This window comes from Niveispirillum sp. SYP-B3756 (assembly GCF_009495745.1).
GTDB lineage: Bacteria > Pseudomonadota > Alphaproteobacteria > Azospirillales > Azospirillaceae > Niveispirillum.
This window is the reverse complement of record NZ_WIDQ01000001.1, coordinates 233,430-258,743: the sequence shown is the minus strand read 5'-3', so window position 1 is coordinate 258,743 and position 25,314 is coordinate 233,430. Positions and strand designations below refer to the sequence as shown.

Below are 25,314 nucleotides of genomic sequence, written 5' to 3'. Positions count from 1 at the left end.
GGCACTATCGTGGCTGACAGGCCGTAATCGACCAGGGGGCTGATCCTCTGGAAGGCTGGCACGAATTGGCGACATCGCGGAAACAGAGTTTTCCCGGAGCGGGGCGTGGACCATGGATGATCTGCTGAGTGAATTCCTCACCGAGACGAACGAAAATCTCGCCGTTCTCGACGTGGAACTGGTCAAATTGGAACAAAACCCCAATGATCCGGGGTTGCTGAGTAACATTTTCCGTCTGGTTCATACCATCAAGGGAACCTGTGGTTTCCTGGGGCTGCCCCGCCTGGAATCGGTGGCGCACGCTGCTGAGAATGTGCTGGGCAAGTTCCGCGATGGCGAACTTCATGTGTCGCCCTATGCCGTGTCGCTGATCCTCGAATCGCTGGACACAATCAAGGGTATCCTGTCGGTTCTCGAACAGACCGAGGCGGAACCGCCGGGCAATGATCAGGATCTGATCGACCGGCTGAACGCCATGGCTGAAGGCAAAGAGCTGCCGCGCGCCGGTGCGGCTGCCGCACCGGCCCCGGTGGTGGCGACCACCGATCCCGACCAGCTGTTCGAGCCGGTGCCGGCCGCCCTGACCCATACCTTGGCGCCGGTTGCCCAGCCGGAACCGAAGAAGGAAGAGCCGCCGCCGCCGCCGGTGCCCGTGGCCACCAAGCCCGCCGCCAGCCGCGATGTCGCCCCGGTGGCGGAGCCGACGCCGCCCGCCGAACCCGCCGCCCCGCCGCCGCCGCCGCCGCCCCGCGCCGAAGGCGCTTCCAACAATGAAGACGTGCGTGGTGAAGGGGCCAAGGAAAGCGCGCTGGCCCAGCAGACGATTCGTGTGCATGTCGATCTGCTGGAAAACCTGATGACCATGGTTTCCGAGCTGGTGCTGACCCGCAACCAGCTATTGCAGATCCTGCGCTCGCAGAAGGACAGCGAATTCGCCGCCCCGCTGCAGCGCCTGAACCATGTGACGTCGGAGCTGCAGGAAGGAGTCATGAAGACGCGGATGCAGCCCATCGGCAATGCCTGGGCCAAGCTGCCGCGTCTGGTGCGCGATCTCAGCCACGAACTTCATAAGAAGATCGATCTGCAGATGCTGGGTGCCGAGACGGAACTGGACCGTCAGGTGCTGGAGCTGATCAAGGATCCGCTGACCCATATGGTGCGCAATTCCGGCGACCATGGGCTGGAAATCCCGGCGGAGCGTATCGCTGCCGGCAAGTCGGAAACCGGCCGCATCACCCTGAACGCCTTCCATGAAGGCGGTCACATCATCATTGAGATCAGTGATGACGGTAAGGGGCTGCCGCTTTCCAAGATCAAGTCCAAGATCGTTCAGAATGGTCTGGCGTCCGAGGCTGAACTGGCCCAGATGTCGGATCAGCAGATCCAGCAGTTCATCTTCAAGCCGGGCTTCTCCACCGCCGCCAAGGTCACGTCCGTTTCCGGCCGTGGCGTCGGCATGGATGTGGTGAAGACCAATATCGAGAAGATCGGCGGCACGATTGAGATGCGGTCGATTGAGGGTCGTGGCACGACCTTCACCATCAAGATCCCGCTGACGCTCGCCATCGTTTCCGCCCTGATTGTGGAATGCGCGTCTGAACGGTTCGCCGTGCCGCAGATCAGCGTGGTGGAACTGGTGCGCGCCGCCGACGACAGCGAGCACAAGATCGAGCGGATCAACGGCGCGCCGGTGCTGCGTCTGCGCAACCGCCTGCTGCCGCTGGTCAGCCTGCAGCGCCTTCTCAAGCTGGGCTCGGCGCAGGATGACGATAAGCGTGAAACCTTCATCGTCGTCAGCCAGGTTGGCAACTATACCTTCGGTATCATCGTTGATCGCGTCTTCGACACCGAAGAAATCGTGGTCAAGCCGGTGGCGCCGATCCTGCGCCATATCGAACTGTTCTCTGGCAACACGATCCTGGGCGATGGCTCGGTGATCATGATCCTGGACCCGAACGGTATCGCCACGGCGTCGGGCAATATGGCCACCCTGCAGGATACCCAGGTTGCCACCCAGGAAGCCGCCAAGGCCACCCGCCGGGAGGATGACAAGATGGCCCTGCTGCTGTTCAGCGCCGGGGAAGGCGGGCCGAAGGCCGTGCCGCTGTCGCTGGTCGCCCGTCTGGAAGATGTCGATCTCAACCATGTCGAACTCTCCAACGGGGAACCGGTGGTGCAGTATCGCGGCAAGCTGATGCCGCTGGTGCCCATCGATCCGACCTGGAAGATCGTGCGCGACAAGCGCCAACCGGTGGTGGTGTTCGCCGATGGCGAACGGTCCATGGGTCTGGTGGTGGACGAGATCGTCGATATCGTCGAGGACAAGCTGGCGGTTGAACTGGGTACGGAGCGTCCCGGCTTCCTGGGTTCGGCCATCATTGCCGGCAAGGCCACGGATGTCATTGATGCCGGCTTCTACCTCACCCGCGCCTTCAAGGACTGGTTCGGCAATGCCCATGAAGGGTTTGAAGATCTGCGGCAGCACCGCGTGCTGCTGGTGGATGACAGCCCGTTCTTCCGCAACCTGCTGACCCCGCTGCTGACCGTCTCCGGTTACGATGTCACGGCGGTTGAAAGTGCCGATGAAGCGCTGGCATTGTGCGAATCGGGTGAGGATTTTGATGTCATCGTCTCCGACATCGAAATGCCCGGCATGAGCGGTCTGGACTTTGCCCAGGCCGTGCGCAGCAGCTCCCGCTGGGCCTCCACCCCGCTGGTGGCCCTGTCCAGCCATTCCACCCCGCGCGACCTGGATCGCGGCCGTGAGGCCGGCTTCAACGATTATGTCGCCAAGTTCGACCGTGAAGCCCTGCTCTTCACCCTGCAGCAGACCATCACCGAAAAAGGTGCCGCATGAGCGCGCGTCTCCCCGCCGTCAAGAAGGCCGGCTCCCAGGAAGTCGCCACCATCAAGAACGAGGATTTCGTGACGGCGACCATTGCCGGTCAGCTGTTCGGCATCCCCGTCCTGCAGGTACAGGATGTGCTGGGTCCGCAAAAGATCACCCGCATTCCGCTGGCCCCGCCGGAAGTGGCGGGCAGCCTGAACCTGCGCGGTCGCATCGTCACCGCCATTGATGTCCGCCTGCGGCTGGGCCTGCCGCCCCGCCCGGCGGATGGCAAGCCGGTGATGAGCATTGTGGTGGACCATAAGGGGGAGCTTTACTCCCTGATGGTCGATCATGTTGGTGAGGTGCTGAGCCTGACCAGCCATGATTTCGAACGCCACCCGGCCACCATGGATCAGCGCTGGCGAGAGATCTCCACCGGCATTTACCGTCTGAAAGAGACGTTGCTGGTTGTTCTCGATGTCTCCAAGCTGCTGAATTTTGCTAATATCGAAGCGGCGTAACCAACGCGCCCCCTTGGCGAGGTCGATTGATGAAGTCCTGTCTGGTCGTTGATGACAGCCGCGTGGTCCGCAAGGTGGCGCGCAAGATCCTGGAAGAGCTTGGCTTCAACTGCTCCGAGGCAGAAGATGGCAAGCAGGCCATGGATCATTGTGCCAAGGCCATGCCCGAAGCCATCCTGTTGGACTGGAACATGCCGGTCATGACCGGTATCGAATTCCTGCGCCGGTTGCGCAAGATGACCGGGGGACAGGCGCCCAAGGTCGTCTTCTGCACCACGGAAAACGACCTGGCGCATATCCAGGAAGCGCTGTCGGCCGGGGCGAATGAGTACATCATGAAGCCCTTCGACAGCGACATCATCCAAACCAAGTTCCAGCAGGTCGGGCTCCTCTGAGCCTTCCGGGATTGCAAACAATGAATGAGCTTCCCGGAAAAACCGGGGCCGCAACGGTCCCGGCCGGAACAGAACCCTACAGAGTCATGGTGGTGGATGACAGTGCTGTCATCCGCGGTCTGCTGACCCGTTCGCTGGAAGGCGATCCGGAGGTGAAGGTTGTCGCCTCCGTCGCCAATGGGCAGATGGCGATCAATACGCTGCAACGCCAGACGTTTGACGTGATCGTCCTGGACATCGAAATGCCGGTGCTGGACGGGCTGTCGGCGCTGCCGCATCTGTTGGCGATTGATCCGAACGTCAAGATCGTCATGGCATCGACCCTGACGGCCAAGAACGCGGATATCAGTTTGCGGGCGCTGAAGGCCGGGGCGGCGGATTACATCCCCAAGCCATCCTCCACGCGGGAATTGACCAGTGCGGCGGACTTCAAGCGGGAACTGACCGAAAAGGTCAAGGCGCTTGGCATGGCCGCGCGCCGGGCGGACCCGCGCAAGGCTGGTCCTGCCCCGACACCGGGTGCACCGGGTGTGGCACCGCGCCCGGTGGGGCCAACCCCCAGCGTGGCGCCGACCACCAGCTATACGCTGGCACCGATCGTGCGGCCCAAGCCGGAACCCGCACCGATCTCCCTCCGCCCGATGCCGGACTTCCGGCCGGATGTGCTGGCGATCGGCAGTTCGACCGGTGGGCCGCAGGCCTTGTTCGAGGTGTTGAGCCACCTGAAGGATTTGAAGCAGCCGATCCTGATCACCCAACATATGCCGGCTACCTTCACCACCATCCTGGCCGAGCATATCACCCGCCAATGCGGTATCCCTTGTGCGGAAGCCAAGGAAGGGGAACCGATTGTCGGCGGTCGGGCCTATGTGGCGCCGGGTGACTTCCATATGCTGGTGGTCCAGAAGAACGGGGTCAATTGCCTGACCCTGACCAAGGATCCGCCGGAGAATTTCTGCCGCCCCGCCGTGGACCCGATGCTGCGCAGCATCATCCGTTCCTATGGCAAGCGGGTGTTGGTGACAATCCTGACCGGTATGGGCCATGATGGCCAGCGCGGGTCGGAAAATGTGGTGCAGGCTGGTGGCGCTGTCATCGGCCAGGACGAGGCATCCAGCGTCGTCTGGGGTATGCCGGGTGCTGTGGCGACCGCCGGTCTCTGCAGTTCGGTATTGCCCTTGAAAGAAATCGGACCCTTTATTCGGAAGATCGCATTGAGGCAGGCAGCATGAAGGTCGAAGACTTCGATATGTTCTGCACCCTGCTTCGGCAGCGGTCGGGATTGGTCTTGACCTCGGACAAGGCCTATCTGCTGGAAAGCCGGCTGATGCCGGTTTCCCGCAAATGGAACCTGAAGGGGTTGGAGGAACTGGCCGCGGCCGTCCGCAGCAAGCGCGATGAAGCGATGCTGCGCGACATTACGGAGGCCATGACCACCAACGAATCCTCCTTCTATCGTGATCAGAAGCCGTTCGACCAGTTCAAGGCGGTCGTGCTGCCGATGCTGCTGGCCAACCGGCAGGCGAAGAAGACGATCCGCATCTGGTCTGCCGCCTGTTCGTCGGGGCAGGAGGCCTACTCGCTGGCCATGCTGCTGAACGAGGAAGGCGCCAAGCTGGCCGGCTGGAAGATTGAGATCATCGGCACCGACCTGTCGGGCGAGATGGTGGCGAAGGCCCGTGCCGGCCTTTACACCCAGTTCGAGGTGCAGCGCGGCCTGCCCATTACCCTGCTGGTGAAATATTTCAAGCAGACAGGGGACAAGTGGCAGATCAGCGATGAGATCCGCAATAAGGTCCAGTACCGGGAATATAACCTGCTGGGCGATCTTTCCCCGCTGGGTCAGTTCGACGTGGTGTTCTGCCGCAACGTGCTGATCTATTTCGATCAGCCGACCAAGGGCAAGGTTCTGGAAGCCATCGCCAAGCAGATGCCCGCCGATGGTGTGCTGTATCTGGGCGGGGCGGAGACGGTGCTGGGCATCACGGAAAAGTTTAAGCCGATGGATGGTCAGCGGGGGCTTTACACCCTGTCCGCACCTGTATCCAGGTGATCAAGTAAGGATAGGATCAGCGATCCGTGTCTGAAAGCCGGCCCGAAAGGGCCGGCTTTCCTTGTTTATTCGCCGAAATGAATCCTCGGATAGGGGGTGAATCATCCCCTATCCTTACCTGAAATCAGAGTCGCGGGCCTTTTCAGGCTGCTCCGATTCGGCCCTTGGGCTCACCCGCCATAAGCGCCACCGCCCGGCGTGACGATGACGAAGGCGTCACCCGGTTGCATCGCCGCCTTCGCGGTGGCGGGCAGTTCCTCCACCCGGCCATCAGCCCGTTCCACCCGTGCCGCCCCCGGCTGCGCGTCACCCCCACCGGCGAGCCCGAACGGCCGGTTGGTGCGGTTGTTGGACAGGATGGCGGCAGTCATCGGCTCCAGGAAGCGGATACGCCGTTCCACACCCTCACCGCCCTTGTGCCGCCCCTGACCGCCGGAACCCTGGCGGATGTGGAAACTCTCCAGCCGGACGGGGAAACGCCATTCCAGCACCTCTGGGTCGGTCAGGCGGGAATTGGTCATGTGGGTATGAACGGCGTCGGTACCGTCGAAGCCCGGCCCGGCGCCGGCCCCGCCACAGATCGTCTCGTAATATTGGTGGGTATCGTTGCCGAAGGTGAAATTGTTCATCGTGCCCTGGGCGGCGGCCAGCACCCCCAGCGCGCCATAAAGCGCGTTGGTCACGGCCTGGCTGACTTCCACATTGCCGGCCACCACGGCGGCGGGGGCGTGGGGGTTCAGCATGGAGCCTTCGGGGATGGTGATTTCCAGCGGGGCCAGGCAGCCATCGTTGAGCGGAATCTCATCATCCACCAGGGTGCGGAAAACATAGAGCACGGCCGCCCGCACAATGGCCGAAGGGGCGTTGAAATTATTCGGCTGCTGCGGGCTGGTGCCGCTGAAGTCGATCTTCGCTGTGCGGCGTTCAGGATCAATGCGGATGGCAACGGCGATGCTGGCGCCATTATCCATCGCTACCTTGAACTGCCCATCCTTCAGCACCTTGATGACGCGGCGCACCTGTTCTTCGGCATTGCGCTGCACATGGCCCATATAGGCGGCCACGGTCTCCAGCCCGAACAGGCTGACCATCTTCATCAACTCATCCCGGCCGCGGGCATTGGCGGCCACCTGGGCGCGCAGGTCGCCCAGATTCTGGCTGATATTGCGGGCGGGGTAGGGGCCGCTGGACAGCAGCTCCACCACCGCCTGTTCGCGCAGGCGCCCCCCTTCCACCAGCAAAAAATCATCGATCAGGATGCCTTCCTGGTCGATGCTGGTGCTGTCGGGCGGCATGGAGCCGGGGGTGATGCCGCCAATATCCGCCTGATGCCCGCGTGAGGCCACCCAGAACAGGATATGCCGCCCCCCCTCATCAAAGACCGGCGTCACCACCGTGACATCGGGCAGGTGGGTACCGCCGCGATAGGGGTTGTTCAGCATCACCGCATCGCCGGGGCGTAGGGTGCTGCGGCGGGTTTCAATCACCGCCCGCACGCTGTCGCCCATGGAACCCAGATGCACCGGGATATGGGGGGCATTGGCGATCAGATTGCCGCCGGCATCGAACAGGGCGCAGGAGAAATCCAGCCGTTCCTTGATATTCACCGAATGGGCCGTGTTCTCCAGCGCCAGCCCCATCTGTTCGGCGATGGACATGAACAGATTGTTGAACACTTCCAGCATCACCGGATCGGCATCGGTGCCGATGGCCACCCGCGCCGGCAGCGGCACCACCCGGCGCAGCACCAGTCCGCCGCGTGCCGTCACGTCGGCCCGCCAGCCGGGTTCCACGATGGTGGTGCCGGTGGGTTCGCGCAGAATGGCGGGGCCGGGCACCTGGGTGCCGGGGGGCAGGCTGCCCCGGTCATGAACGGGCACGTTCCGGGTTTTCCCACCCAGCCACAGGGGCACCTCGGCCAAAGGCGGCGGCGGGGTCAGCGGGCTGGGCGCATTGGCCGGGCCAGGGCCGCCGATATCCACATTCTCTCCGCTGGTGGCCACGGCTTCCACCGACAGGCTTTCCACCACCAGGGCGCGGTCGGGCACGTCAAAGCCGAAGCGCTGGCGGTGCGCCTCGGCAAAGGCGGCGCGCATGGCTGGCACCTCCCCGAAGGTGATCTCCAAGGCGGCATCGGTGCCGGCTACCTTCACCCGCGCGGTGGGGTGCAGGCCGATGCGGGCGGGCGCCACCCCCTGGGCCTGCAATTCCGCCGCGGCCTCCCGCCCCAGTACCCCGATGGTCTGGATCAGGCTGGGGAAGCTGCTCTCGTCCAGCACACTTTCCACCGCCCGGTCACGCAGGGCCCCCAGATCGGCCAGCCCCATGCCATAGGCCGACAGCACGCCGGCGAACGGGTGCAGATAAACGGTTTTCATACCCAGCGCATCGGCCACCAGACAGGCATGTTGCCCGCCGGCCCCGCCGAAACAATTCAGCGCATAGCGGGTGACGTCGTAGCCGCGCTGGACGGAGATATGCTTGATGGCATTGGCCATATTCTCCACGGCGATCCGCAGGAAGCCCTCGGCCAGCGCCTCCGGCGTCATCGCCGTACCGCTGGCGGCGGAGACCTCGGCTGCCAGTTCGGCAAATTTCTCCCGCACGATGGCGGCGTCCAGCTTCTCCTTCCCTTCCGGTCCGAAGACGGGGGGGAAGAAATCCGGATGCAGCTTGCCGACCATGACATTGCAATCCGTCACCGTCAGCGGCCCACCGCGACGATAGCAAGCAGGGCCGGGGTTGGAGCCGGCGGATTCCGGCCCCACGCGCAGCCGCGCCCCATCAAAGCGACAGATCGAGCCGCCACCCGCCGCCACCGTATGGATGCGCAGCATCGGCACCCGCAGCCGCACCCCGGCCACCACGGTTTCCAGCGACCGCTCATACTGCCCGGCATAGTGCGACACATCGGTGCTGGTGCCGCCCATATCAAAGCCAATGATCTGGCCGAACCCTTCGGCTGCCGCCGTGCGCACAGCACCAACAATGCCGCCAGCCGGGCCGGACAGGATGGCGTCGCGCCCCTGGAAGCGCTGGGCCTCGGTCAGCCCGCCATTGGATTGCATGAAGTAAAGCGGGATGCCCGGCAGTGCATCGGCCACCTGCGCCACATAGCGGCGCAGGATGGGGGAGAGATAGGCATCGGCCACCGTGGTATCGCCGCGCCCCACCATCTTCATCAGCGGGCTGACCTGATGGCTGGCGGATATCTGGGTAAAGCCGATTTCCCGCGCGATTTCCACCACCCGTGCTTCATGCGCGGTATGGCGATAGCCATGAATGAACAGGATGGCGCAGGCGCGTAAACCGGCGTCAAAGGCGGCCTGTAACCCGGCGCGGGCGGTATCCTCATCCAGCGGCAGCAGCACCGCGCCGTCAGCCGCCACCCGCTCCGGCAGCTCAAGCACCTGTGTGTAGAGCTGTTCGGGCAACTGGATATGCCGGGCGAAAATCTTCGGTCTTGCCTGATAGCCGATGCGCAACTGGTCGCCCAGACCGGCTGTGGTCACCAGCAGCACCGGTTCCCCCTTGCGCTCCAAAAGCGCATTGGTGGCCACCGTGGTGCCCATGCGCACGGAATCCACCGCGTCCGCCGGCACCGGTTCCCCCGCTGCCACGCCCAGCAGCTCCCGGATGCCCTGCACGGCGGCATCCCGATAGCGCTCAGGGTTTTCCGATAGCAGCTTGTGGGTCAGCAGGGTGCCATCCGGCCGGCGGGCGACAATGTCGGTAAAGGTGCCGCCACGGTCGATCCAGAACTGCCAACGCGAACCCATGCCCTGATCCTTTCAGCCGGTACCCAGAATGAGGACGGGAGTGTGGCGCGCGTGGTGGCCCGTCGTCCATAGGAGATCGCGCTGCCGGGCTGTCATGCGTGCTCGTCGTCGGCATTGCGGCTTTACACCCGGCATCCCATCCGCACTATAGGCGGACAAAATCAGAAAGCAGGGGTTCAGCATAATGTCCGCGCTTGCCATCACCCATGAGGACGTTGTCGATGCCGCCAAGGCGCTGCACGGGCATCTGGTGGACACACCCTGTGTGCCGTCCCGCACCCTGTCGCAACTGACCGGGGCCAATATCTGGGTGAAGTTCGAGAATCTGCAATTCACCGCCAGCTTCAAGGAGCGCGGGGCGCTGAACAAGCTGCGTCAGTTGAATGCGGAGGAACGGGCGCGCGGCGTGGTGGCCATGTCGGCGGGCAACCACGCCCAGGGTGTGGCCTATCATGCCGGCCGGCTGGGCATTCCCGCCACCATTGTGATGCCGGAGGGCACACCCTTCAGCAAGGTCGAGCGGACGGAGGAACATGGCGCGCGGGTGGTGCTGAAAGGGGCGGTGCTGGCCGAGGCGGCGGCGGAGGCAGAACGGTTGGCGGCGGAAGAGGGTCTGGTCTTCGTCCATCCCTATGATGATCCGGCGGTGATTGCCGGCCAGGGCACCATTGCGCTGGAAATGCTGGCGGCCGCGCCGGAGCTGGACACGCTGGTGGTGCCCATCGGTGGTGGCGGGCTGATCGGTGGCATCGCTGTGGCGGCCAAGGCGCTGAAACCCTCCATCCGCATTGTCGGGGTGGAGGTGGAGGCCTATCCGGCCATGGATCAGGCGCTGAAGGGCCAGCCGATCGAGGTGGGCGGCGATACCATTGCCGAAGGCATCGCGGTGAAGAATGTCGGCCGCCACACGCTGGAAATCTGCCGTGCCCTGCTGGATGACCTGATCCTGGTCAGCGATGCTGATGTTGAAAACGCCGTCGCCCTGTTCTTGAACATTGAAAAGACGGTGGCGGAAGGGGCGGGGGCTGCCGGTCTGGCGGCGGTGCTGGCCCAGCCGGAGAAGTTCAAGGACCGCAAGGTCGGGCTGGTGCTGTGTGGCGGCAATATCGACAGCCGCGTGCTGGCCCAGGTGATCATGCGCCACGCCGTGCGCGAAAGCCGCCTGATCGCCGTGCGGGTGATGATCCCCGACCGTCCCGGCACGCTGGCCCGCATTGCCGGTCTGGTTGGCGATGCCGGTGGCAATATCATCGAGGCGCTGCATCAGCGCCTGTTCACCACCACCTCGGTCAAGGCCACCGATATCGACCTGACCATCGAATGCCGCTCCAAGCGCCATGCTGAGCGGGTGGTGGCGGCCTTGCGGGAGAAGGGCGGGTTCGAGGTGAAGATATTGGCGGGCGGGGTGGATTGACCTACGGCGAGGGAATGCCCGGTAGAGTACGATAGTAACCAGATGGGATATCGCATCATAATTGATTAATCGCACTTGATTGTGGTACTTCGAATGCTCCATTTCGGGGGCATTCGAATGAAAAGGCGTATTTTTAAGAAAGTTCGTCCTGGCGCGGCGATGCTTATCGGCGTAGGCGGCGCGGCAATTCTATTGAGTGGGTGTGCCACTCCGGATTCGGCGCCAAAGGCCGTGCAGGCACCGGCGGCTGTTGCCGTCGCGCAAAAGCAGCTGCAGCAGGCGGTTCCCGAGGTTAAGGCGCTGAAGCGCAAGATCGCCATCGGGCGGTTCACCAACGAAACCCGTTATGGCAAGGCGCTTCTGACAGGGCAGCAGCTTGACCCGCTGGGCAAGCAGGTCTCCGATATGCTGATGGCCCGTCTCGTGGATTCCGGGCGTTTCGTTGTTCTGGAGCGGTCCGACCTCAACATTGTGATGAACGAGCAGAGGCTGTCGGGCATCAGCACCAACATTGTTGGATCGGATGTTCTGGTCATTGGTTCCTTGACGGAATTTGGTCGTCAGAACGAAGGCCAGGCGGGTTTCCTCAGCAACACCAAGAAGCAGGTTGCCCGTGCCAAGGTTGAGGTGCGGCTGGTCGATGTGAAGACCGGTGTTGCCTTCTTCACCACGTCCGGTACGGGTGAGGCCTTTGTCGAGAAGGGCACGGTCATGGGGTTCGGCAGTCAGGCCGACTATGATGCGACGCTGAATGATCGCGCAATCGCGGCGGCCATTTCCGACATGATGAACGGCCTGGTTTCAAAGCTGGAAGAACGCCCGTGGCGCGCCGATGTGCTGAAGGTTGAAGGCAACCGGCTTTATATCAGCGGTGGTCAACGCCAAGGGGTGAAGGTGGGTGACCGGCTGGCCGTGATGGTACCGGGCGAGCGAATCAAAAGTCCCCAGACAGGTTTTGACATAGAGTTGCCACCCAAGAAACTTGCTGAAGTAGAGGTGGATGCCAATTTCGGCGACAATGACACCAATGAAGGGTCTGTCGTCCATCTGGTGTCCGGCACCGTGCCGGCTAATGCCACCAACCTGATCGTCGGTGAAAACAAATGAGGGGCATGATGCGGAAAACAGTCACTTCACTGCTGTTCATGCTGGGTCTTGCTGCCTGCTCCTATCCGCAGGTTGGCGTGAAAACCGTTGAGACGCGCCCGGCCCTGGCTTTCACCAACGCATCTCCGACCGCCCAGCTGAGCATCGATGGCGTGTATATCGGGCAGGCTGCCCTCTATGACGGAAAGAAGCAGACGCTACAGCTGGATCGCGGCACCCACAAAGTTCTGGTTGAAGATCGTGGCCGTATCCTTTTGGAGCAGACAGTTTACCTCGGTGATGAGGTGACTAAAACAATCGCTGTTCCGAATTAAGGGTGCTCTAATATGAATAAAATTTTCGTGCTGGCAGCGGCCGCTTTGTTGATGAGCGGTTGTGCGGCCAAGGCCGTTGGTAAGTACCATTGGGGTGAATATTCCAGTTCTCTCTATGAATATCAGCAGGATCCAACCAAGCAGGCTGAGTACGTGGCTGCACTGGAAAGAGCTGTAATTTCGACGCCTTCACATCAGAAGTTGGCGCCGGGTCTGCTGGCTGAGCTTGGCTACATCAAGCTGAGCAAGGGTGACACAGAAGGGGCCGTCCAACTCTTCGAGCGTGAGAAGGCCGCTTGGCCCGAAGCAGCGAAATTTATGGACAGGGCCATCGCTTCGGCGCGTGGCGCATCGGGTGCTGGGTCGGGTAATGCCACCGGTGCCGCCGCTACCCCGACCAGCTGAGGATTATCATGAAGATTTGGAAAACAATCCTCGCGGCAGCCGCCTTGGCCATGCTGTCCGCCTGCGCTAATCAGGCGCCGCCCAAAAAAGACTTCTCGGCCTTTCGTGACCAGCATCCGCGCTCAATCGTGGTGGTCCCGGTTGTCAACAGAAGTACGCAGGTCGATGCACCGGATAACTTCCTGGTCACCATTCCAGGCTATCTGGCAGAGAAAGGCTATTATGTCTTTCCTGTGCATATGGTGAAGCGTTTCATGGAAGATGATGGGTTGGCTGATGCTGACCTTGTACATAAAGCAGACCCGGTGAAGGTTGCGGATCTGTTTGGTGCAGATGCCGTCATGTTCATTACTTTAGAGACATGGCAATCGTCTTATGCTGTTATTGCAACAACAACGACGGTTTCTGTTAAATATACTCTGAAGCATGGGCATACAGGCCAGACGATCTGGGAGGATCAGGTGACGACCGCCTACTCTCCACAGCAGCAAAACTCGTCTGGTAACCTGCTTGCCAATCTTATTGTTCAAGCCGTTGCCGCAGCGGTAGAGCGCGCCAAGCCCTCCTACCTGCCGCTGGCCCAGCAGGCGAATGCGATTGCCTTCTATGGTCCAGAGCATGGAATGGCGACAGGGCCCTATGACCCCCTGTATGGCAAGGACTATTGAGCGGTAGAGAAGTATGAAGCGGAGGCTGACCAGCCTCCGTTTTCATTTGAGGCGCACAATCTCCACCCCCACCGCCTCACACTCCTGAAAGGCATCCGGCTTTTCCAGCCGCACCATCACGCTGGCGACCCTTTGGTCGGTCAGCAGCAAGGTGGCCAGCCGTTCGGCCAGGCTTTCCAGCAGGTTGGTGTGGCGGCTCTGGATATGCTCGGTCACCTGGGTGGCGATCTGGGCCGGGTCCAGTGGCAGGCTGTCGGGCAGCGAGGTCAGGTCCAGGTTGATGCGCAGGCGCTGGGGTCGGGTCAGCTCGTGATCATAAATGCCGATCAGGGCGTCGATCACCAGATCAACCACGCGTGCGGAACCCCGCGGGCGGGGGGCCGGCGGGGTGTTGTTTTCCAGGCCAAGGGGCGATGGCTGCGTCATCATGGGCGGCATGTATCATTCCCCTCGATCCGGCACAAGCAGGCGGCCAAGCGCGCCTGCCTTGAGCGTTTGACCGCCGGCTTTCCCACGCGAAAGATGGGGCGCCTACCCTTGCGCGGCAGGCACCCGTTACGCCATGATTAAGGCGCACATACGGGGACATTCATGCGCTACGAACAGGAAGCGGCCCAGCGGGCAACGGTCTTGCGGCATTTGTCGCAATCGCTGGCCGGTGCGGTCAGCCTGTTTGAGAAGCAGGAAGGCACTAAGCTGCCGACCTTCCCCGCCTTCAAGAAGGCGCGGGCGCGCTATCTGGAAATCCAGGCGATGATCTTCACCATCACCGAGAAGGCGGCCGAGGCGCCGAATCGGGGGGTGCCGACGGAATTGACTGGCTGGCTGGCGCGGATGCGGCTGCGCGGCATTGCCACCTTCACCCGGCTCTCGCTTTCCTTTTTCCAGAACCCGCCGGACCTGCTGATCCATGCGCTGGGCGCCTATGATCTGTTGCAGGAGGAGCGGGAGAGCCTGCAGAGCCTGCTGAATGATTTTGATAATCTGCTGATGGAAGCGGCCTTGGATGACAAGACATCCATGGAACTGGACAAGGTGCGGGAGCAGATGGAGGCCATTCTGGTGCTGTTGGACAGTCTGCTGAAAACGGCGCCACCGCCCTTGCAAACTTTTGAGTAATCCTTACCCGCCGGTCCTGGGCACCGGCACCATATGGGTATTCTTCACCTCCTCCATCACCATGTAAGTGTGGGTCTGGGCCACACCCTGGATGGAGGAGAGCTTGTCGCCCAGAAAGGCGCGATATGCTGCCATATCGGCCACCCGTACCTTGATCAGGTAATCGAAACCACCGGCCACCATATGGGCTTCCTGGATTTCATCCATCCGTCCCACGGCATCGGCGAAAATCTGGAACACGTCGGGGGTGGTGCGGTCCAGCCGCACCTCGATAAAGGCGGCCAGCCCGCGTTCCAGCTTCTCCGGGTCCAGCAGGGCGACATATTGCCGGATATAGCCATCCCGCTCCAGCCGCCGCACCCGTTCCAGGCAGGGCGTGGGGGAGAGGTTGACGCGCCGCGCCAGCTCCACATTCGCAATACGGCCATCCTGCTGCAGGATGTGCAGAATGTTCAGGTCGATCCGATCAAGGCTGTCGCTGGCGCGCATGATGAAATCCGGTGAAAGGCTGATTTTACCGGATAATATCTGGCCAAACGCCTAAGTTTGGAGAAAAATCGCCCGGCTTCTCTGCGATAATCCGGCATATCCCCTGATACTTAGCCGCCGGAACCATCCAGATGACGACGCTCGACGCCATCCGCACCACCATGCGCCAGACCAAACATGCCGATGAGGTGGAGGCCGTGAAGGGCCTGCTGCGCGGGCTGGGGTTGAGTGCGGCGGAACGGGACGGCATCCATGCCCGCGCCAGTGCTGTGGTGAACGCGGCCCGTCTGCGCCGCAAGGAGCTGGGGCCGCTGGACAGTTTTCTGCAGGAATTCGGCCTGTCCAATAATGAGGGCATCGCCCTGATGTGCATCGCCGAATGCCTGCTGCGCATCGCCGATCCGGAGACGGCGGACCGGCTGATTGCCGAGAAGATCGCGCAGGGCCAGTGGGATGCCCATCTGGGCCGCAGCGACAGCGCCTTTGTCAATGCCGCCGCCTGGGGCCTGATGCTGACGGGCAAGATCAGCGATCTGGAACGCGGCGGGGAACGCGATGCCGGCAATTTCCTGAAGCGCATGGTGGCCCGGTCGGGCGAAAGCGTCATCCGTGCGGCCATGGGGCAGGCCATGCGGGTGATGGGCGGCCATTTCGTGCTGGGCCGCACCATCAAGGAAGCCATGTTGGAAGCGCGCAAGGCCAAGCCCGCCGGCACCGTGCATTCCTATGACATGCTGGGCGAGGGCGCGCGGACCTGGGAACAGGCCGAGCGCTATCTGGAAGCCTATCAGAAGGCCATTGATGCGGTGGGTGAGGAAGCGGCGGGCCGGGGCCCGATGGCGGCCCCTGGCGTGTCGATCAAACTGTCGGCCCTGCATCCGCGCTATGTCTATGCCCAACAGGAAGACGTGCTGGTCCGGCTGGTGCCGGCGGTGAAGGGGCTTGCCCTGCAGGCCAAGCGCTGGGACATCAACCTGACCATCGATGCGGAGGAGGCCGACCGGCTGGACCTCAGCCAGGAGGTGCTGGCCGCACTCGCCTATGACGCCGACCTGAAGGATTGGGAAGGGCTGGGGCTGGCCATCCAGGCGTACCAGAAGCGCACCACCCACACGGTTGACTGGCTGGTGGCGCTGGCCCGCGATGCCGGTCGCCGCTTCATGGTGCGGCTGGTCAAGGGCGCCTATTGGGACAGTGAGATCAAGATGTCCCAGATCGCCAGCCATGCCGATTATCCGGTCTTCACCCGCAAGGCGGCGACGGACCTGTCTTATTTGGTCTGCGCGCGAAAGATGCTGGCGGCCAAGGACGCCATCTTCCCGCAATTCGCCACCCATAATGCCTATACGATCGCCGCCATCCTGCATCTGGCCGGCGATAACCGTGACCTGGAATTCCAGCGCCTGCATGGCATGGGCGAACTGCTGTACACGGCGGCGCGCGAGGTACTGCCGAACATGCCGCGTGTGCGCATCTATGCGCCGGTCGGCACCCATGAAGATTTGCTGCCCTATCTGGTGCGCCGTTTGCTGGAAAACGGCGCCAACAGCAATTTCGTCAACGCCTATATGGACCCCGATGTGCCGGTGTCCGATGTGGTGGCCGATCCGGCCGCGTTCCTGGAGAATGATGGTATGCTGCGTCACCCGCGTATCCCGCTGCCCGCCGACATTTATGGGGCTGAACGCGCCAATTCCATGGGCATCGATCTGACCTCCCCCGACCGGGTGGCGGCGCTGCAGGCGGAGATGACCAAGGCGTTGACGCGCAGCTGGACGGCCGGCCCCATCATTGGCGGGACGGAACTGGCCGGGGCGGTGCAGGATGTGATCGACCCCGCCAATGGCACCTTCGTGGTGGGCAAGGTGGCGCTGGCCGATCAGGCCGGGGTGGACCGGGCGCTGTCGCTGGCCGTGGCGGCCCAGCCGGCCTGGGACCGGGCCGGGCCGGATCATCGCGCCACCATTCTGGATCGTGCCGCCGCTCTGATGGAGGCCAACCACGCCGCCCTGATGGCGCTGCTGGTGCGCGAGGCGGGCAAAACTCTGCCCGATGCCGTGGCAGAAGTGCGGGAAGCGGTGGATTTCTGCCGCTATTACGCCGCCCAGGCGCGCGGCGGGCTGAAGCCGGTGCTGTTGCCCGGCCCGACGGGGGAGCGCAACGAACTGCATCTGGCCGGGCGCGGTGTGTTTGCCTGTATCAGCCCCTGGAACTTCCCACTGGCCATTTTCATCGGTCAGGTGGTGGCAGCCTTGGTGACGGGCAATGCCGTGGTGGCCAAGCCCGCCGAACAGACGCCATTGGTGGCGGCAGAGGCGGTGCGGCTGCTGTTGCAGGCCGGCGTGCCGGGCGATGTGCTGCATCTGCTGCCGGGCGACGGCGCGGTGGTGGGGGCGGCTCTGGTGGCCGACAGCCGTGTCGCCGGTGTCTGCTTCACCGGTTCCACCGAAACCGGCCGCGCCATCAACCGCAGCCTGGCCAACCGAGAGGGCGCCATCGTGCCGCTGATCGCCGAAACCGGCGGGCAGAACTGCATGATCGTCGATTCGACCGCACTTCTGGAACAGGTGGTGGATGATTGCGTCACCTCCGCCTTCCAGTCCGCCGGTCAGCGCTGTTCGGCCATGCGGGTGCTGTTCGCACAGGACGACATTGCCGACAAGCTGGCCCATATGCTGGCCGGTGCCATGGAACTGATCCACCTGGGCGACCCGATGGATCTGGCCACCGATGTCGGCCCGGTGATCGATGAAGAGGCCAAGGCCCTGTTGGCCGCCCATGCTCAGCGCATGGATAAGGAAGCCAGGCTGATCAAGGCAGTGGCGGCACCGGCCAAGGGCAGCTTCTTCGGCCCGCGCCTTTATGAAATCCCGTCGCTTTCCGTGCTGAAGCGGGAAGTCTTTGGCCCCATCCTGCACATCGTCCGCTTCAAGGCCGCTGATCTGGACAAGGTGGCGGCAGAGATCGCCGCCACCGGTTATGGACTCACCTTTGGCGTGCATAGCCGACTGGAAGGTCGGGCACAGGCCCTGTTCCGGTCGTTGCCGGTTGGCAACACCTATATCAACCGTAATATGGTGGGGGCGGTGGTTGGTGTGCAGCCCTTTGGTGGTCAGGGCCTGTCCGGCACGGGGCCGAAGGCAGGGGGGCCGCATTATCTGCACCGTTTCGTTACGGAAAAAACCCTGACCGTCAACACCACAGCCTTTGGTGGAAACGCTTCCCTGCTGGAACTGGGAGCGTGACCGATGCTGGCGGCGCGGCAATGACTGCCGCGCCGCCGCAATGATGGCTGATTTTCCTTATAGTTCCTCACATTAACCAAAATTAAACTGTATTTTATCTATTGCACTGACTTCATTTCCATGCGGAAACGCGGTATAGGCGTTGACATGGTGTCGCACGCGGTCTGTCTTGCGTGACAGCGTGACTGACGCCGGTCTAGGCATGGAGATTGTTCCGGTATGGCTGAGATCGCCGACGCGCCCCTGGTTCTGATCGTTGAGGATGAGCCGGCCACCCGTGCGTTGCTTGCCGGCTATTTCCACGAGGCTGGCTTCATGGTGGCGGAAGCGGAAAACGGCAAGCAGACGCGCGAAGCGATGCTGCGCCAGCCGCCCGATCTGGTGCTGCTGGATATCGAACTGCCGGACGAGGACGGGTTCACGCTCGCCAAGTCGATCCGGGAGATTTCCAATGTCGGCATCATCATCGTTACCCAGCGCACCAATGATGGCGACCGCGTCTTCGGGCTGGAGACGGGTGGCGATGATTATGTGACCAAGCCGCCCAACCCGCGTGAATTGCTGGCCCGCGCCCGCAACCTGCTGCGCCGTACCCATCCCAGCAAGATGTACAAGGCCGAAGGCACCGTGCGGTATTTCGGCGGTTGGACCATGGATCTGGCCCGCCGCCGCCTGTTGGACCCGGCGGGCCTGGAGGTGCGGGTGACGCGCGGGGAGTTTGAACTGCTGGGCCTGCTGGTACGGTCCGGCGGCCGCGTGGTGACGCGCGACCAGCTGATTGATGCCGTCAGCGGCACCGACCGCAACCCGAATGACCGCACCATTGACGTGCTGGTCAGCCGCCTGCGCCGCAAGATGCAGGATAGCGGCTCCCTGGACCTGATCCTGACGGAAAAAGGGCTGGGGTATCGCCTGTCGGTCGAGGTCACCGATCAGATTTGACGGCTGGGGGGTTACAGCCCCTGGCGGAATCGGGTGAGGGCTGCCTTGGCTTCCAGCCACTGGGCGGGAAGTGCTTGTGCCTGGGCCAGGGCGGCATCCCCTTCATTGCGTTTGGCGGCAGTGTCGATGCCCTTGGCCAGGGCGGCCAGCGCGGCAGCCCCCACGGTCAAGGCGCCGCTGGCCAGCTTGTGGGCGGCGCGGCCCAGATTATGCACATCGCCTTCCCGTGCTGCTTTGGCGGCATTCTCCAGCGTCTCCGGTCCGTTGGACAGGAAACTGTCGATGATCTGACCCAGCCGTTCCGGTCCCAGCAGGCGCAGATGATCGGCCAGCAGTTCCTGGTTCAGGTCGGCCCCATGTCCCACGGCCGGTGATGCCGCCTCTGCGGGGCCCCTGCTGGCCTGGAAGGCATCTAAAATGGCTTCCAGGCGCGCCGGCGTCACCGGCTTATCCAGCACGCCGCGCAGCCCGGCCCGCTGGATATCTGCCTCCATCGCCCGATCCGCCGGTCCGCGCAGCAGAATGACCGGCGGCCCCTTGCCGCGATGGATGCACCAGGCAAGCGCAAGGCCGCGGTGGCGGCCGATGCGGGAACTGATCAGCGCCAGTTCCGGCCCTTCCATCAGGGCCATCTCCAGCGCCATCTTGGCGTCGTCGGTCTCCTCCACCTCGTGTCCATCCTTCTCCAGCAGCAGCCGGGTCAGGGTGCGGCCGACCACATCATCATCCACCAGCAGGATGGACAGGGCGCGCCGTACGGGTGGGGGCGCGGATGCTGGCGGTGCTGCTGCGGCACTGGCCGGCGCGGGATCGCGCAGCGGGCGGGCCGGCTGCTGCGGCGGGGCACCCAGCGTCTGTTCCACCGCGATACGGATTTGCTTCACCTCGATGCACAGGGGGCGGATACGGGCGCCATCGGCCCCATAGGCCAACCGGTCCAGCCCATCGCCCAGCACAGCCAGCCGGGCCTGGATTGTGTCCCCGGCGATGCGCAAAACCGGCTTTGGCACCGATTCTACGGCCCTGAGGTCGGGAGTGCCTTCGCCATCGGGGGCGCTGTCGACGGGAAATAGATTGTCGAATCGGAAGATCCGACCCAGCAGGATGGCCGGCAGGCTGAGCGCCAGCCCGCCGGCCACCAGCAGCGGTCCCGGCGCCCCCCCCTTGGCCCAAAGTGCGATGGAAACGGACTGTCCGGCCAGGGCGGTCAGCGCCGTCAACCCGGCCAGGGGCCACCCGGCCGGACGTCCGCTGATCCAGCCCAGCAGGCAGAGCAATGCCGGAAGCCGGCAGAGCAGGATGCCGGCACTGGCCCCCAGGGTCAGCAGATCGGTAACCAGCAGCACAGCCAGCCAGACCAGACCGGCCCAGCGGATGGTACGCAATGTTTTGACGGGGGAAGCGGACAGGGGGGGCAAAATGGCCATCGAATTGTCTCAATCACCGCCAATCCTACAGGCTTCACCGGTCATGGGTCCATCGCTGGCGATGATCGTCCGCCGGTTCTTGATATCGCTGGCCAGAAGTGCCATGGTCGGGCGTCATGCCGCATTGCGGCAGCGGCCTTTCGCAGGATATCCGCCAAGTGTCGATGTCGCTCCCCCGTTCCCCGCTCTTTTCGCGCGCTGCCCGTCGTGGTGCTGTTCTGCTGGTGCTGTCCAGCCTGATCCTGACCGCACCTGCGGCGCGGGCACAGGACAAGCAACCCAACAGCGCGACCATTCAATGGGCCCAGCAGATCCTGGATCAGCAGGGCCTGTATCAGGGCCGGGCCAGCGGCAAGATGGACAGTGCCACGGCTGCGGCCATTTCCGCCTATCAGCGCAAATATGGGCTGAAAGCGACGGGCCGGCTGGATCAGGAAACCATCGACCAGTTGATGCGGGACCAGCCGGAACGCAAGGGCGTGGGCAATCTGGCTGATCCCAACAGCCGCGCCCGTTCCTCCGGTCCCATGCTGAAGGAGAGCGAGGTGAAGCCCCACGCGGCCCCCGCCGCCCCCGGTGTGGATCGTGGTCAGGGATCGGAAAGCACGCTGCTGGGGGCCAGCCGCGCCACCGGTGCCGCCGCTCCGCCCGCTGCTGCGGTGGAAAAGGGGCTGGGGGGCGGGCCTTCCATTCTGGGTCATGCGTCCCCGCCGGCCCCTGCCAACCGGTCGGCCGCGGCGGAGACCAGCACGCCGGAAGCCGCCCCGCGCAGCGATGTGCAGGCGGAGGGGCTGGATGGCGGCGGGTCGGCGGACCCGGCTGGCTTTGATCCGACTAACGTGACCGTGCCGGACTGGGCGCGGTACGGGCTGATGGGGGGCATTGGCGTTTTCATCCTGGGAGTTGTCGCCAATCTCTGGTGGAGTGGCCGCCGGCGTCGTCCGGCCGCCCGCCGCCCCGCCGCTGCCCGTCCGGCCGCCCCGCCGCCGCCCCGGCCCGCAGCCAGTGCCGGTCCGGCAGGCGTGCGGCGTGAACCGACATTCGGCGCGCCCACCGGACCGACGGCGCGGCGGGAGCCGGCCTTCACCGCCCCCACCCGCGACCCGCGCCGTCTGGGCTGATCCCGCCTGCGCGGGACATGGAATTACCCGAACGGGCGGTTGGGTGGTCGAAACGTGCATTCGGCCCCCCAACAACGAAATCGACCCCGGACCTCTCCCAGGCCTAGACTTGCCCTTGCCGACCGGTCGTGAAAGGCCGGCACTGACAGGGCTTTGCGGGCTGGAGATTCCGACAATGCTGTTTGATTTCCCCGACTTTGATCATCATGAACTGGTACTGTTCGGCCGTGATGCCGACAGCGGCCTGTCGGCCATCATTGCTGTGCATTCCACGGCGCTGGGGCCGGCCTGCGGCGGCTGCCGCATGTGGCCCTATGCCAGCGAAGCCGATGCGGTGAAGGATGTACTGCGCCTGTCGCGCGGTATGAGCTACAAGAACGCCATGGCTGGCTTGCCGTTGGGCGGCGGCAAATCTGTCATCATCGGTGACAGCCGCAAGGACAAGTCTGAAGCACTGTTCCGCGCCTTCGGCCGGGTGGTGGAAAGCCTGGGCGGCCGCTATATCGCGGCCGAAGATGTGGGCATCAGCGTAGCCGACGTGATGCAGATGGGCCAGACCACCCGCCATGTTGCCGGACTGTCCAGCGGCCATGATGCCAGCGGCGATCCCTCGCCCTTTACGGCCTATGGCGTCTATCTGGGCATCAAGGCCGCTGTCCGGCACAAGCTGGGCAGCGACAGCCTGAAGGGTGTGCGCGTGGCCGTGCAGGGGCTGGGCAATGTCGGTTCCAACCTGCTGCGCCGACTGGCCGAAGATGGTGCGGTGCTGACCGTGGCCGATATCCATGCCGATGCCGTGCAGCGCGCGGTGGACCAGTTCGGCGCCACGGCCGTGGCCGCCGACCATATCCATGCGGCCGAGGTTGATGTCTATGCCCCGTGTGCGCTGGGCGCGGTGCTGAACCCGGTCAGCCTGACCGAGCTGAAGGCCAAGGTGGTGGCTGGCGGGGCCAATAACCAGCTGGCCACGGCGGAAATCGGTGAGGCACTGCGCCAGGCCGGCATCCTCTATGCGCCGGACTATGTCATCAATGGCGGCGGCATCATCAATGTCTCGGCTGAGGTGACGCAATCCTATGACAAGGATGACGTGCTGCGGCAGGTGGAGCGCATTCCCGTCACCCTGACGGAGATTTTCCGCCGGGCCGACCGCGACAGCCGTCCCACCAGCGATGTGGCGGATGAGATGGCGCGGGAAATCCTGACGGCTGCCAAGCAGGGCAAGGACGCCAAGCGCGTTGCTGCCTGAGGCAATGCGTTATGCCAAGGGGCATGGGACATGCCCCTTGGAGGCCGGCGACTGCCGGCCCGCCGCACGCCCGGCGTTGAAGGAGATTAGTATTGAAGAAAACGGGGTGCGGGCCTTGTTCCGCACCCCGTTTTTCATGCGTCCGTCAACGGTAGGGTCAGGTGACATTTCAGGCCGGTTTCGGCCCATTCCATTTCCATCTTGCCGCCCAGCTGGTGGCGCAGCACCTGGCCCAGCAGGGTGGAGCCGAAGCCCTTATGATCGGGCGGGGCGGTTACTTTCGGGCCGCCATGTTCTTCCCAATGCAGGTTCAGCACCTGGCGCTGTACTGACCAGCGCACGCTGATATAGCCGTCGCCGGCCGAGAGAGCGCCATACTTGGCGGCATTGGTCGCCAGCTCATGGAAGGTCAGGCCCAGCGATTGTACCAGATCGGCCCCCAACTGAACGGCCGGACCGGACAGCACCAGTCGGCCCGGCCCTTCGACAAAGCCGTTCAGCTCATCCTCCAGCAGCCGTTTCAGGTCGGCCCCCGACCAGGAGGCCTGGGCCAGCAGGCTGTGTGAACGCGCCAGGGAGGAGATGCGGCCTTCCACGGCGCGGGTGAATTCGGCAATGCTGTCACCCTTGCTCAACCGTACCACGGCCTGGGCCACGGCCAGGGCGTTCTTGGCCCGGTGATCCACCTCCCGCATCAGCAGGCGCTGACGATCCTCCGCCTCATACCGGGCGGTGACATCGACGACGGTGGCCGTGCAGCCGATGACCTGCCCGCCCGGATCGCGGATGGCGGCGGCATTCACCGACAGTACCTGCCGCGCGCCGGTGCGCGGGTCGCGCACGGCATATTCCATGTCGCTGATCGCCTCCCCCGCCAGGGCGCGGGCTACGGGATGATCCGGTCCGGCCAGGGGCTGCCCATCGGGCAGGGCGGCTTGCCACAGGGGCGCATCATGGCTGAGGCCGGCCAACGCCTCCTTCGACATGCCGAAAATGCGCTCACCCGCCGCATTTATGTCGGTGATGATGCCGCTGGCATTATATTCCACCACCCCCACCGGGATGGTGGCGACCAGCCGGCTCAACCGTTCCTCGCTGCGGCGCAGATCGGTCAGGGCGGAATGCAGATGGTTGGTGCGCTCCGCTACCCGGCTTTCCAGGGCGCTGTTGGCCTTGCGCAGGTCTGCCTGGGCCTGTTCGGCCTGTTTGGTCTGCCGCATGGCGATGGCCGCCAGCGGCAATAACAGCATGGTGGCCACCAGGGCGAAGCCGATATGGCCCAGGGCCGATTGCAGCCACACCTCATCCAGATGGTCCTGCGACAGCCCATAGATCACTTTGACCGGCAAGCGGTCCACCCCGGCCACGGCGTAATAGCGCCGCACCCCGTCAAAGGGGGAGGCGACATTGAACAGCCGGTCGCTCACGGCGCCCGACGCTTCTGCCTGTCCGGCCTGCGCCAGCAGGGCGGCGACCCCCGGCAATTCCGGCTCCGCCACCATGCCAGCCGGATGGCGCGCCAGCACGGTGCCATCATCCAGCACCAGCATCACCTCCGTCCCCGGCATCAGGGCGACGGAGGCATAGAAGCTTTCAAAATAGCTGGGCCGCAGCGAAACCTGTGCCACCCCCTGAAAGGAGCCATCGCGCCCCTCAATCCGTTGGCTGATGGGGAAGAAGATTTCCGGATGGATGCGCCCGATCATCCGGGGACCGATATAGGGGCCGCTCTGATGATCGACATGGAAACTGAAATAGGGCCGGTCGGCGACATTCAGCGACTGGCCGGGCCAGCGCAGGGTATTGATCCTCACCTCTCCTTTGGCATCCACCAGCCAATAGGACTGGACCTCCGGCGCCTCGGTCGCCAGGTGGCGCAGCCAGTCATACAGCGACGGCGTTGCTGCCATCTGGTCCCAGCCTTCGTTCTGGAAGACCCATTCGGCATTCTTCAGGATCAGGGCATGGGTGCCGATCACCTTGGCGGCATGTTCGGCCAGTTGCCGCGCCCCAGCCCGCGCATCGGAGGCGGCGCGGTCCATCACCCGGTCGCGCCCCACTACCAGTTCCATGCCGAACAGGGCCATGGCGATCAGCAGGGCGGCGACTGCCAGCCAGATCACCGCCCGCGACGGGGCCGCTTCCAGAATGCGGGGAGAGGAGGAGGAAGGGGTTGCTTCCTCGGCGGTTTGTGTCGGCACGATGCGGGTAGACCAGTCCTGTCGACGAAACAACT

General features: G+C 63.7%; 20 protein-coding genes. 15 read left to right on the top strand and 5 right to left on the bottom strand.

What is annotated here, in order from left to right; all coding sequences use genetic code 11:
- Window positions 1-112 precede the first annotated feature (112 nt).
- From GE253_RS01175 to GE253_RS01155, 5 genes are read left to right on the top strand one after another with little or no spacing between them, the layout of a single operon-like run.
- A complete protein-coding gene (locus GE253_RS01175; RefSeq protein WP_153202311.1) occupies window positions 113-2,857 on the top strand; it encodes a chemotaxis protein CheW in 2,745 nt (914 codons plus the stop codon).
- Window positions 2,854-3,351, top strand: coding sequence for a chemotaxis protein CheW (locus GE253_RS01170; RefSeq protein ID WP_153202310.1), 498 nt, complete (start codon window positions 2,854-2,856; stop codon window positions 3,349-3,351). The genes GE253_RS01175 and GE253_RS01170 overlap by 4 nt, the downstream gene beginning before the upstream one ends.
- Window positions 3,352-3,380: 29 nt before the next feature.
- Window positions 3,381-3,746 carry a response regulator gene (locus tag GE253_RS01165; protein ID WP_153202309.1) on the top strand — a complete coding sequence of 122 codons (366 nt, stop codon included), beginning with the start codon at window positions 3,381-3,383 and terminating at the stop codon, window positions 3,744-3,746.
- Window positions 3,747-3,766: 20 nt separating this feature from the next.
- The gene (locus tag GE253_RS01160; protein ID WP_247878422.1) at window positions 3,767-4,978 is read left to right on the top strand and encodes a chemotaxis response regulator protein-glutamate methylesterase; all 1,212 of its coding nucleotides are present in this window, start codon (window positions 3,767-3,769) and stop codon (window positions 4,976-4,978) included.
- Window positions 4,975-5,799, top strand: coding sequence for a protein-glutamate O-methyltransferase (locus tag GE253_RS01155; RefSeq protein WP_153202308.1), 825 nt, complete (start codon window positions 4,975-4,977; stop codon window positions 5,797-5,799). Before GE253_RS01160 ends, GE253_RS01155 begins: the two co-directional genes overlap by 4 nt.
- Window positions 5,800-5,969: 170 nt before the next feature.
- Here GE253_RS01155 and GE253_RS01150 read toward each other — a convergent pair whose 3' ends face one another.
- On the bottom strand, window positions 5,970-9,578 hold the full coding sequence (locus GE253_RS01150; protein ID WP_153202307.1) for a hydantoinase B/oxoprolinase family protein: 3,609 nt from the start codon (window positions 9,576-9,578) through the stop codon (window positions 5,970-5,972).
- A 184-nt stretch (window positions 9,579-9,762) separates the two neighbouring features.
- Here GE253_RS01150 and GE253_RS01145 point away from each other — a divergent pair, with 184 nt between their 5' ends.
- The 5 genes from GE253_RS01145 to GE253_RS01125 all read left to right on the top strand — a co-directional run bounded on the left by GE253_RS01145 (window position 9,763) and on the right by GE253_RS01125 (window position 13,486).
- Window positions 9,763-10,992, top strand: a complete 1,230-nt coding sequence (locus GE253_RS01145) for a threonine ammonia-lyase (protein ID WP_153202306.1) — start codon at window positions 9,763-9,765, stop codon at window positions 10,990-10,992.
- Window positions 10,993-11,109: 117 nt separating this feature from the next.
- Window positions 11,110-12,099 (top strand): CsgG/HfaB family protein, encoded by a 990-nt coding sequence (locus tag GE253_RS01140; RefSeq protein ID WP_247878421.1) that lies wholly within the window; start codon window positions 11,110-11,112, stop codon window positions 12,097-12,099.
- Between the two features lie 5 nt (window positions 12,100-12,104).
- A complete protein-coding gene (locus GE253_RS01135; protein WP_153202305.1) occupies window positions 12,105-12,413 on the top strand; it encodes a hypothetical protein in 309 nt (102 codons plus the stop codon).
- Window positions 12,414-12,425: 12 nt separating this feature from the next.
- On the top strand, window positions 12,426-12,818 hold the full coding sequence (locus GE253_RS01130; protein WP_153202304.1) for a DUF4810 domain-containing protein: 393 nt from the start codon (window positions 12,426-12,428) through the stop codon (window positions 12,816-12,818).
- Between the two features lie 8 nt (window positions 12,819-12,826).
- On the top strand, window positions 12,827-13,486 hold the full coding sequence (locus tag GE253_RS01125) for a GNA1162 family protein (RefSeq protein WP_153202303.1): 660 nt from the start codon (window positions 12,827-12,829) through the stop codon (window positions 13,484-13,486).
- A 42-nt stretch (window positions 13,487-13,528) separates the two neighbouring features.
- Here the strand turns inward: GE253_RS01125 and GE253_RS01120 are convergent, their stop codons facing one another.
- Window positions 13,529-13,924 (bottom strand): dihydroneopterin aldolase, encoded by a 396-nt coding sequence (locus tag GE253_RS01120; protein WP_153202302.1) that lies wholly within the window; start codon window positions 13,922-13,924, stop codon window positions 13,529-13,531.
- A gap of 153 nt (window positions 13,925-14,077) precedes the next feature.
- Here GE253_RS01120 and GE253_RS01115 point away from each other — a divergent pair, with 153 nt between their 5' ends.
- Window positions 14,078-14,605 (top strand): hypothetical protein, encoded by a 528-nt coding sequence (locus GE253_RS01115; RefSeq protein ID WP_153202301.1) that lies wholly within the window; start codon window positions 14,078-14,080, stop codon window positions 14,603-14,605.
- Between the two features lie 3 nt (window positions 14,606-14,608).
- On the opposite strand, the gene GE253_RS01110 is transcribed toward GE253_RS01115, so the two are convergent.
- Window positions 14,609-15,094, bottom strand: coding sequence for an Lrp/AsnC ligand binding domain-containing protein (locus GE253_RS01110; RefSeq protein ID WP_153202300.1), 486 nt, complete (start codon window positions 15,092-15,094; stop codon window positions 14,609-14,611).
- Window positions 15,095-15,225: 131 nt separating this feature from the next.
- Between GE253_RS01110 and putA the strand changes: the two genes are divergently transcribed.
- Together putA and GE253_RS01100 are read left to right on the top strand one after the other, a co-directional pair.
- Window positions 15,226-18,339, top strand: coding sequence for a bifunctional proline dehydrogenase/L-glutamate gamma-semialdehyde dehydrogenase PutA (putA, locus tag GE253_RS01105; RefSeq protein ID WP_153202299.1), 3,114 nt, complete (start codon window positions 15,226-15,228; stop codon window positions 18,337-18,339).
- Between the two features lie 219 nt (window positions 18,340-18,558).
- Window positions 18,559-19,281 carry a response regulator transcription factor gene (locus GE253_RS01100; RefSeq protein WP_153202298.1) on the top strand — a complete coding sequence of 241 codons (723 nt, stop codon included), beginning with the start codon at window positions 18,559-18,561 and terminating at the stop codon, window positions 19,279-19,281.
- An 11-nt stretch (window positions 19,282-19,292) separates the two neighbouring features.
- Here GE253_RS01100 and GE253_RS01095 read toward each other — a convergent pair whose 3' ends face one another.
- Complete coding sequence (locus GE253_RS01095) at window positions 19,293-20,708, bottom strand: response regulator (protein WP_153202297.1); 1,416 nt, start codon at window positions 20,706-20,708, stop codon at window positions 19,293-19,295.
- Between the two features lie 164 nt (window positions 20,709-20,872).
- Here GE253_RS01095 and GE253_RS01090 point away from each other — a divergent pair, with 164 nt between their 5' ends.
- Complete coding sequence (locus GE253_RS01090) at window positions 20,873-21,829, top strand: peptidoglycan-binding domain-containing protein (RefSeq protein WP_247878465.1); 957 nt, start codon at window positions 20,873-20,875, stop codon at window positions 21,827-21,829.
- A 175-nt stretch (window positions 21,830-22,004) separates the two neighbouring features.
- On the top strand, window positions 22,005-23,078 hold the full coding sequence (locus GE253_RS01085) for a Glu/Leu/Phe/Val dehydrogenase (protein ID WP_153202295.1): 1,074 nt from the start codon (window positions 22,005-22,007) through the stop codon (window positions 23,076-23,078).
- A 134-nt stretch (window positions 23,079-23,212) separates the two neighbouring features.
- Here GE253_RS01085 and GE253_RS26645 read toward each other — a convergent pair whose 3' ends face one another.
- On the bottom strand, window positions 23,213-25,279 hold the full coding sequence (locus GE253_RS26645; RefSeq protein ID WP_153202294.1) for an HWE histidine kinase domain-containing protein: 2,067 nt from the start codon (window positions 25,277-25,279) through the stop codon (window positions 23,213-23,215).
- Between the last annotated feature and the right edge of the window lie 35 nt (window positions 25,280-25,314).

What these genes read in the sequence shown, in the direction of transcription:
- GE253_RS01175 (WP_153202311.1), top strand. Translation starts at nt 113, where the DNA reads ATGGATGATCTGCTGAGTGAATTCCTCACCGAGACGAACGAAAATCTC.
- GE253_RS01170 (WP_153202310.1), top strand. Translation starts at nt 2,854, where the DNA reads ATGAGCGCGCGTCTCCCCGCCGTCAAGAAGGCCGGCTCCCAGGAAGTC.
- GE253_RS01165 (WP_153202309.1), top strand. Translation starts at nt 3,381, where the DNA reads ATGAAGTCCTGTCTGGTCGTTGATGACAGCCGCGTGGTCCGCAAGGTG.
- GE253_RS01160 (WP_247878422.1), top strand. Translation starts at nt 3,767, where the DNA reads ATGAATGAGCTTCCCGGAAAAACCGGGGCCGCAACGGTCCCGGCCGGA.
- GE253_RS01155 (WP_153202308.1), top strand. Translation starts at nt 4,975, where the DNA reads ATGAAGGTCGAAGACTTCGATATGTTCTGCACCCTGCTTCGGCAGCGG.
- GE253_RS01150 (WP_153202307.1), bottom strand. Translation starts at nt 9,578, where the DNA reads ATGGGTTCGCGTTGGCAGTTCTGGATCGACCGTGGCGGCACCTTTACC.
- GE253_RS01145 (WP_153202306.1), top strand. Translation starts at nt 9,763, where the DNA reads ATGTCCGCGCTTGCCATCACCCATGAGGACGTTGTCGATGCCGCCAAG.
- GE253_RS01140 (WP_247878421.1), top strand. Translation starts at nt 11,110, where the DNA reads ATGAAAAGGCGTATTTTTAAGAAAGTTCGTCCTGGCGCGGCGATGCTT.
- GE253_RS01135 (WP_153202305.1), top strand. Translation starts at nt 12,105, where the DNA reads ATGATGCGGAAAACAGTCACTTCACTGCTGTTCATGCTGGGTCTTGCT.
- GE253_RS01130 (WP_153202304.1), top strand. Translation starts at nt 12,426, where the DNA reads ATGAATAAAATTTTCGTGCTGGCAGCGGCCGCTTTGTTGATGAGCGGT.
- GE253_RS01125 (WP_153202303.1), top strand. Translation starts at nt 12,827, where the DNA reads ATGAAGATTTGGAAAACAATCCTCGCGGCAGCCGCCTTGGCCATGCTG.
- GE253_RS01120 (WP_153202302.1), bottom strand. Translation starts at nt 13,924, where the DNA reads ATGCCGCCCATGATGACGCAGCCATCGCCCCTTGGCCTGGAAAACAAC.
- GE253_RS01115 (WP_153202301.1), top strand. Translation starts at nt 14,078, where the DNA reads ATGCGCTACGAACAGGAAGCGGCCCAGCGGGCAACGGTCTTGCGGCAT.
- GE253_RS01110 (WP_153202300.1), bottom strand. Translation starts at nt 15,094, where the DNA reads ATGCGCGCCAGCGACAGCCTTGATCGGATCGACCTGAACATTCTGCAC.
- putA (WP_153202299.1), top strand. Translation starts at nt 15,226, where the DNA reads ATGACGACGCTCGACGCCATCCGCACCACCATGCGCCAGACCAAACAT.
- GE253_RS01100 (WP_153202298.1), top strand. Translation starts at nt 18,559, where the DNA reads ATGGCTGAGATCGCCGACGCGCCCCTGGTTCTGATCGTTGAGGATGAG.
- GE253_RS01095 (WP_153202297.1), bottom strand. Translation starts at nt 20,708, where the DNA reads ATGGCCATTTTGCCCCCCCTGTCCGCTTCCCCCGTCAAAACATTGCGT.
- GE253_RS01090 (WP_247878465.1), top strand. Translation starts at nt 20,873, where the DNA reads ATGTCGCTCCCCCGTTCCCCGCTCTTTTCGCGCGCTGCCCGTCGTGGT.
- GE253_RS01085 (WP_153202295.1), top strand. Translation starts at nt 22,005, where the DNA reads ATGCTGTTTGATTTCCCCGACTTTGATCATCATGAACTGGTACTGTTC.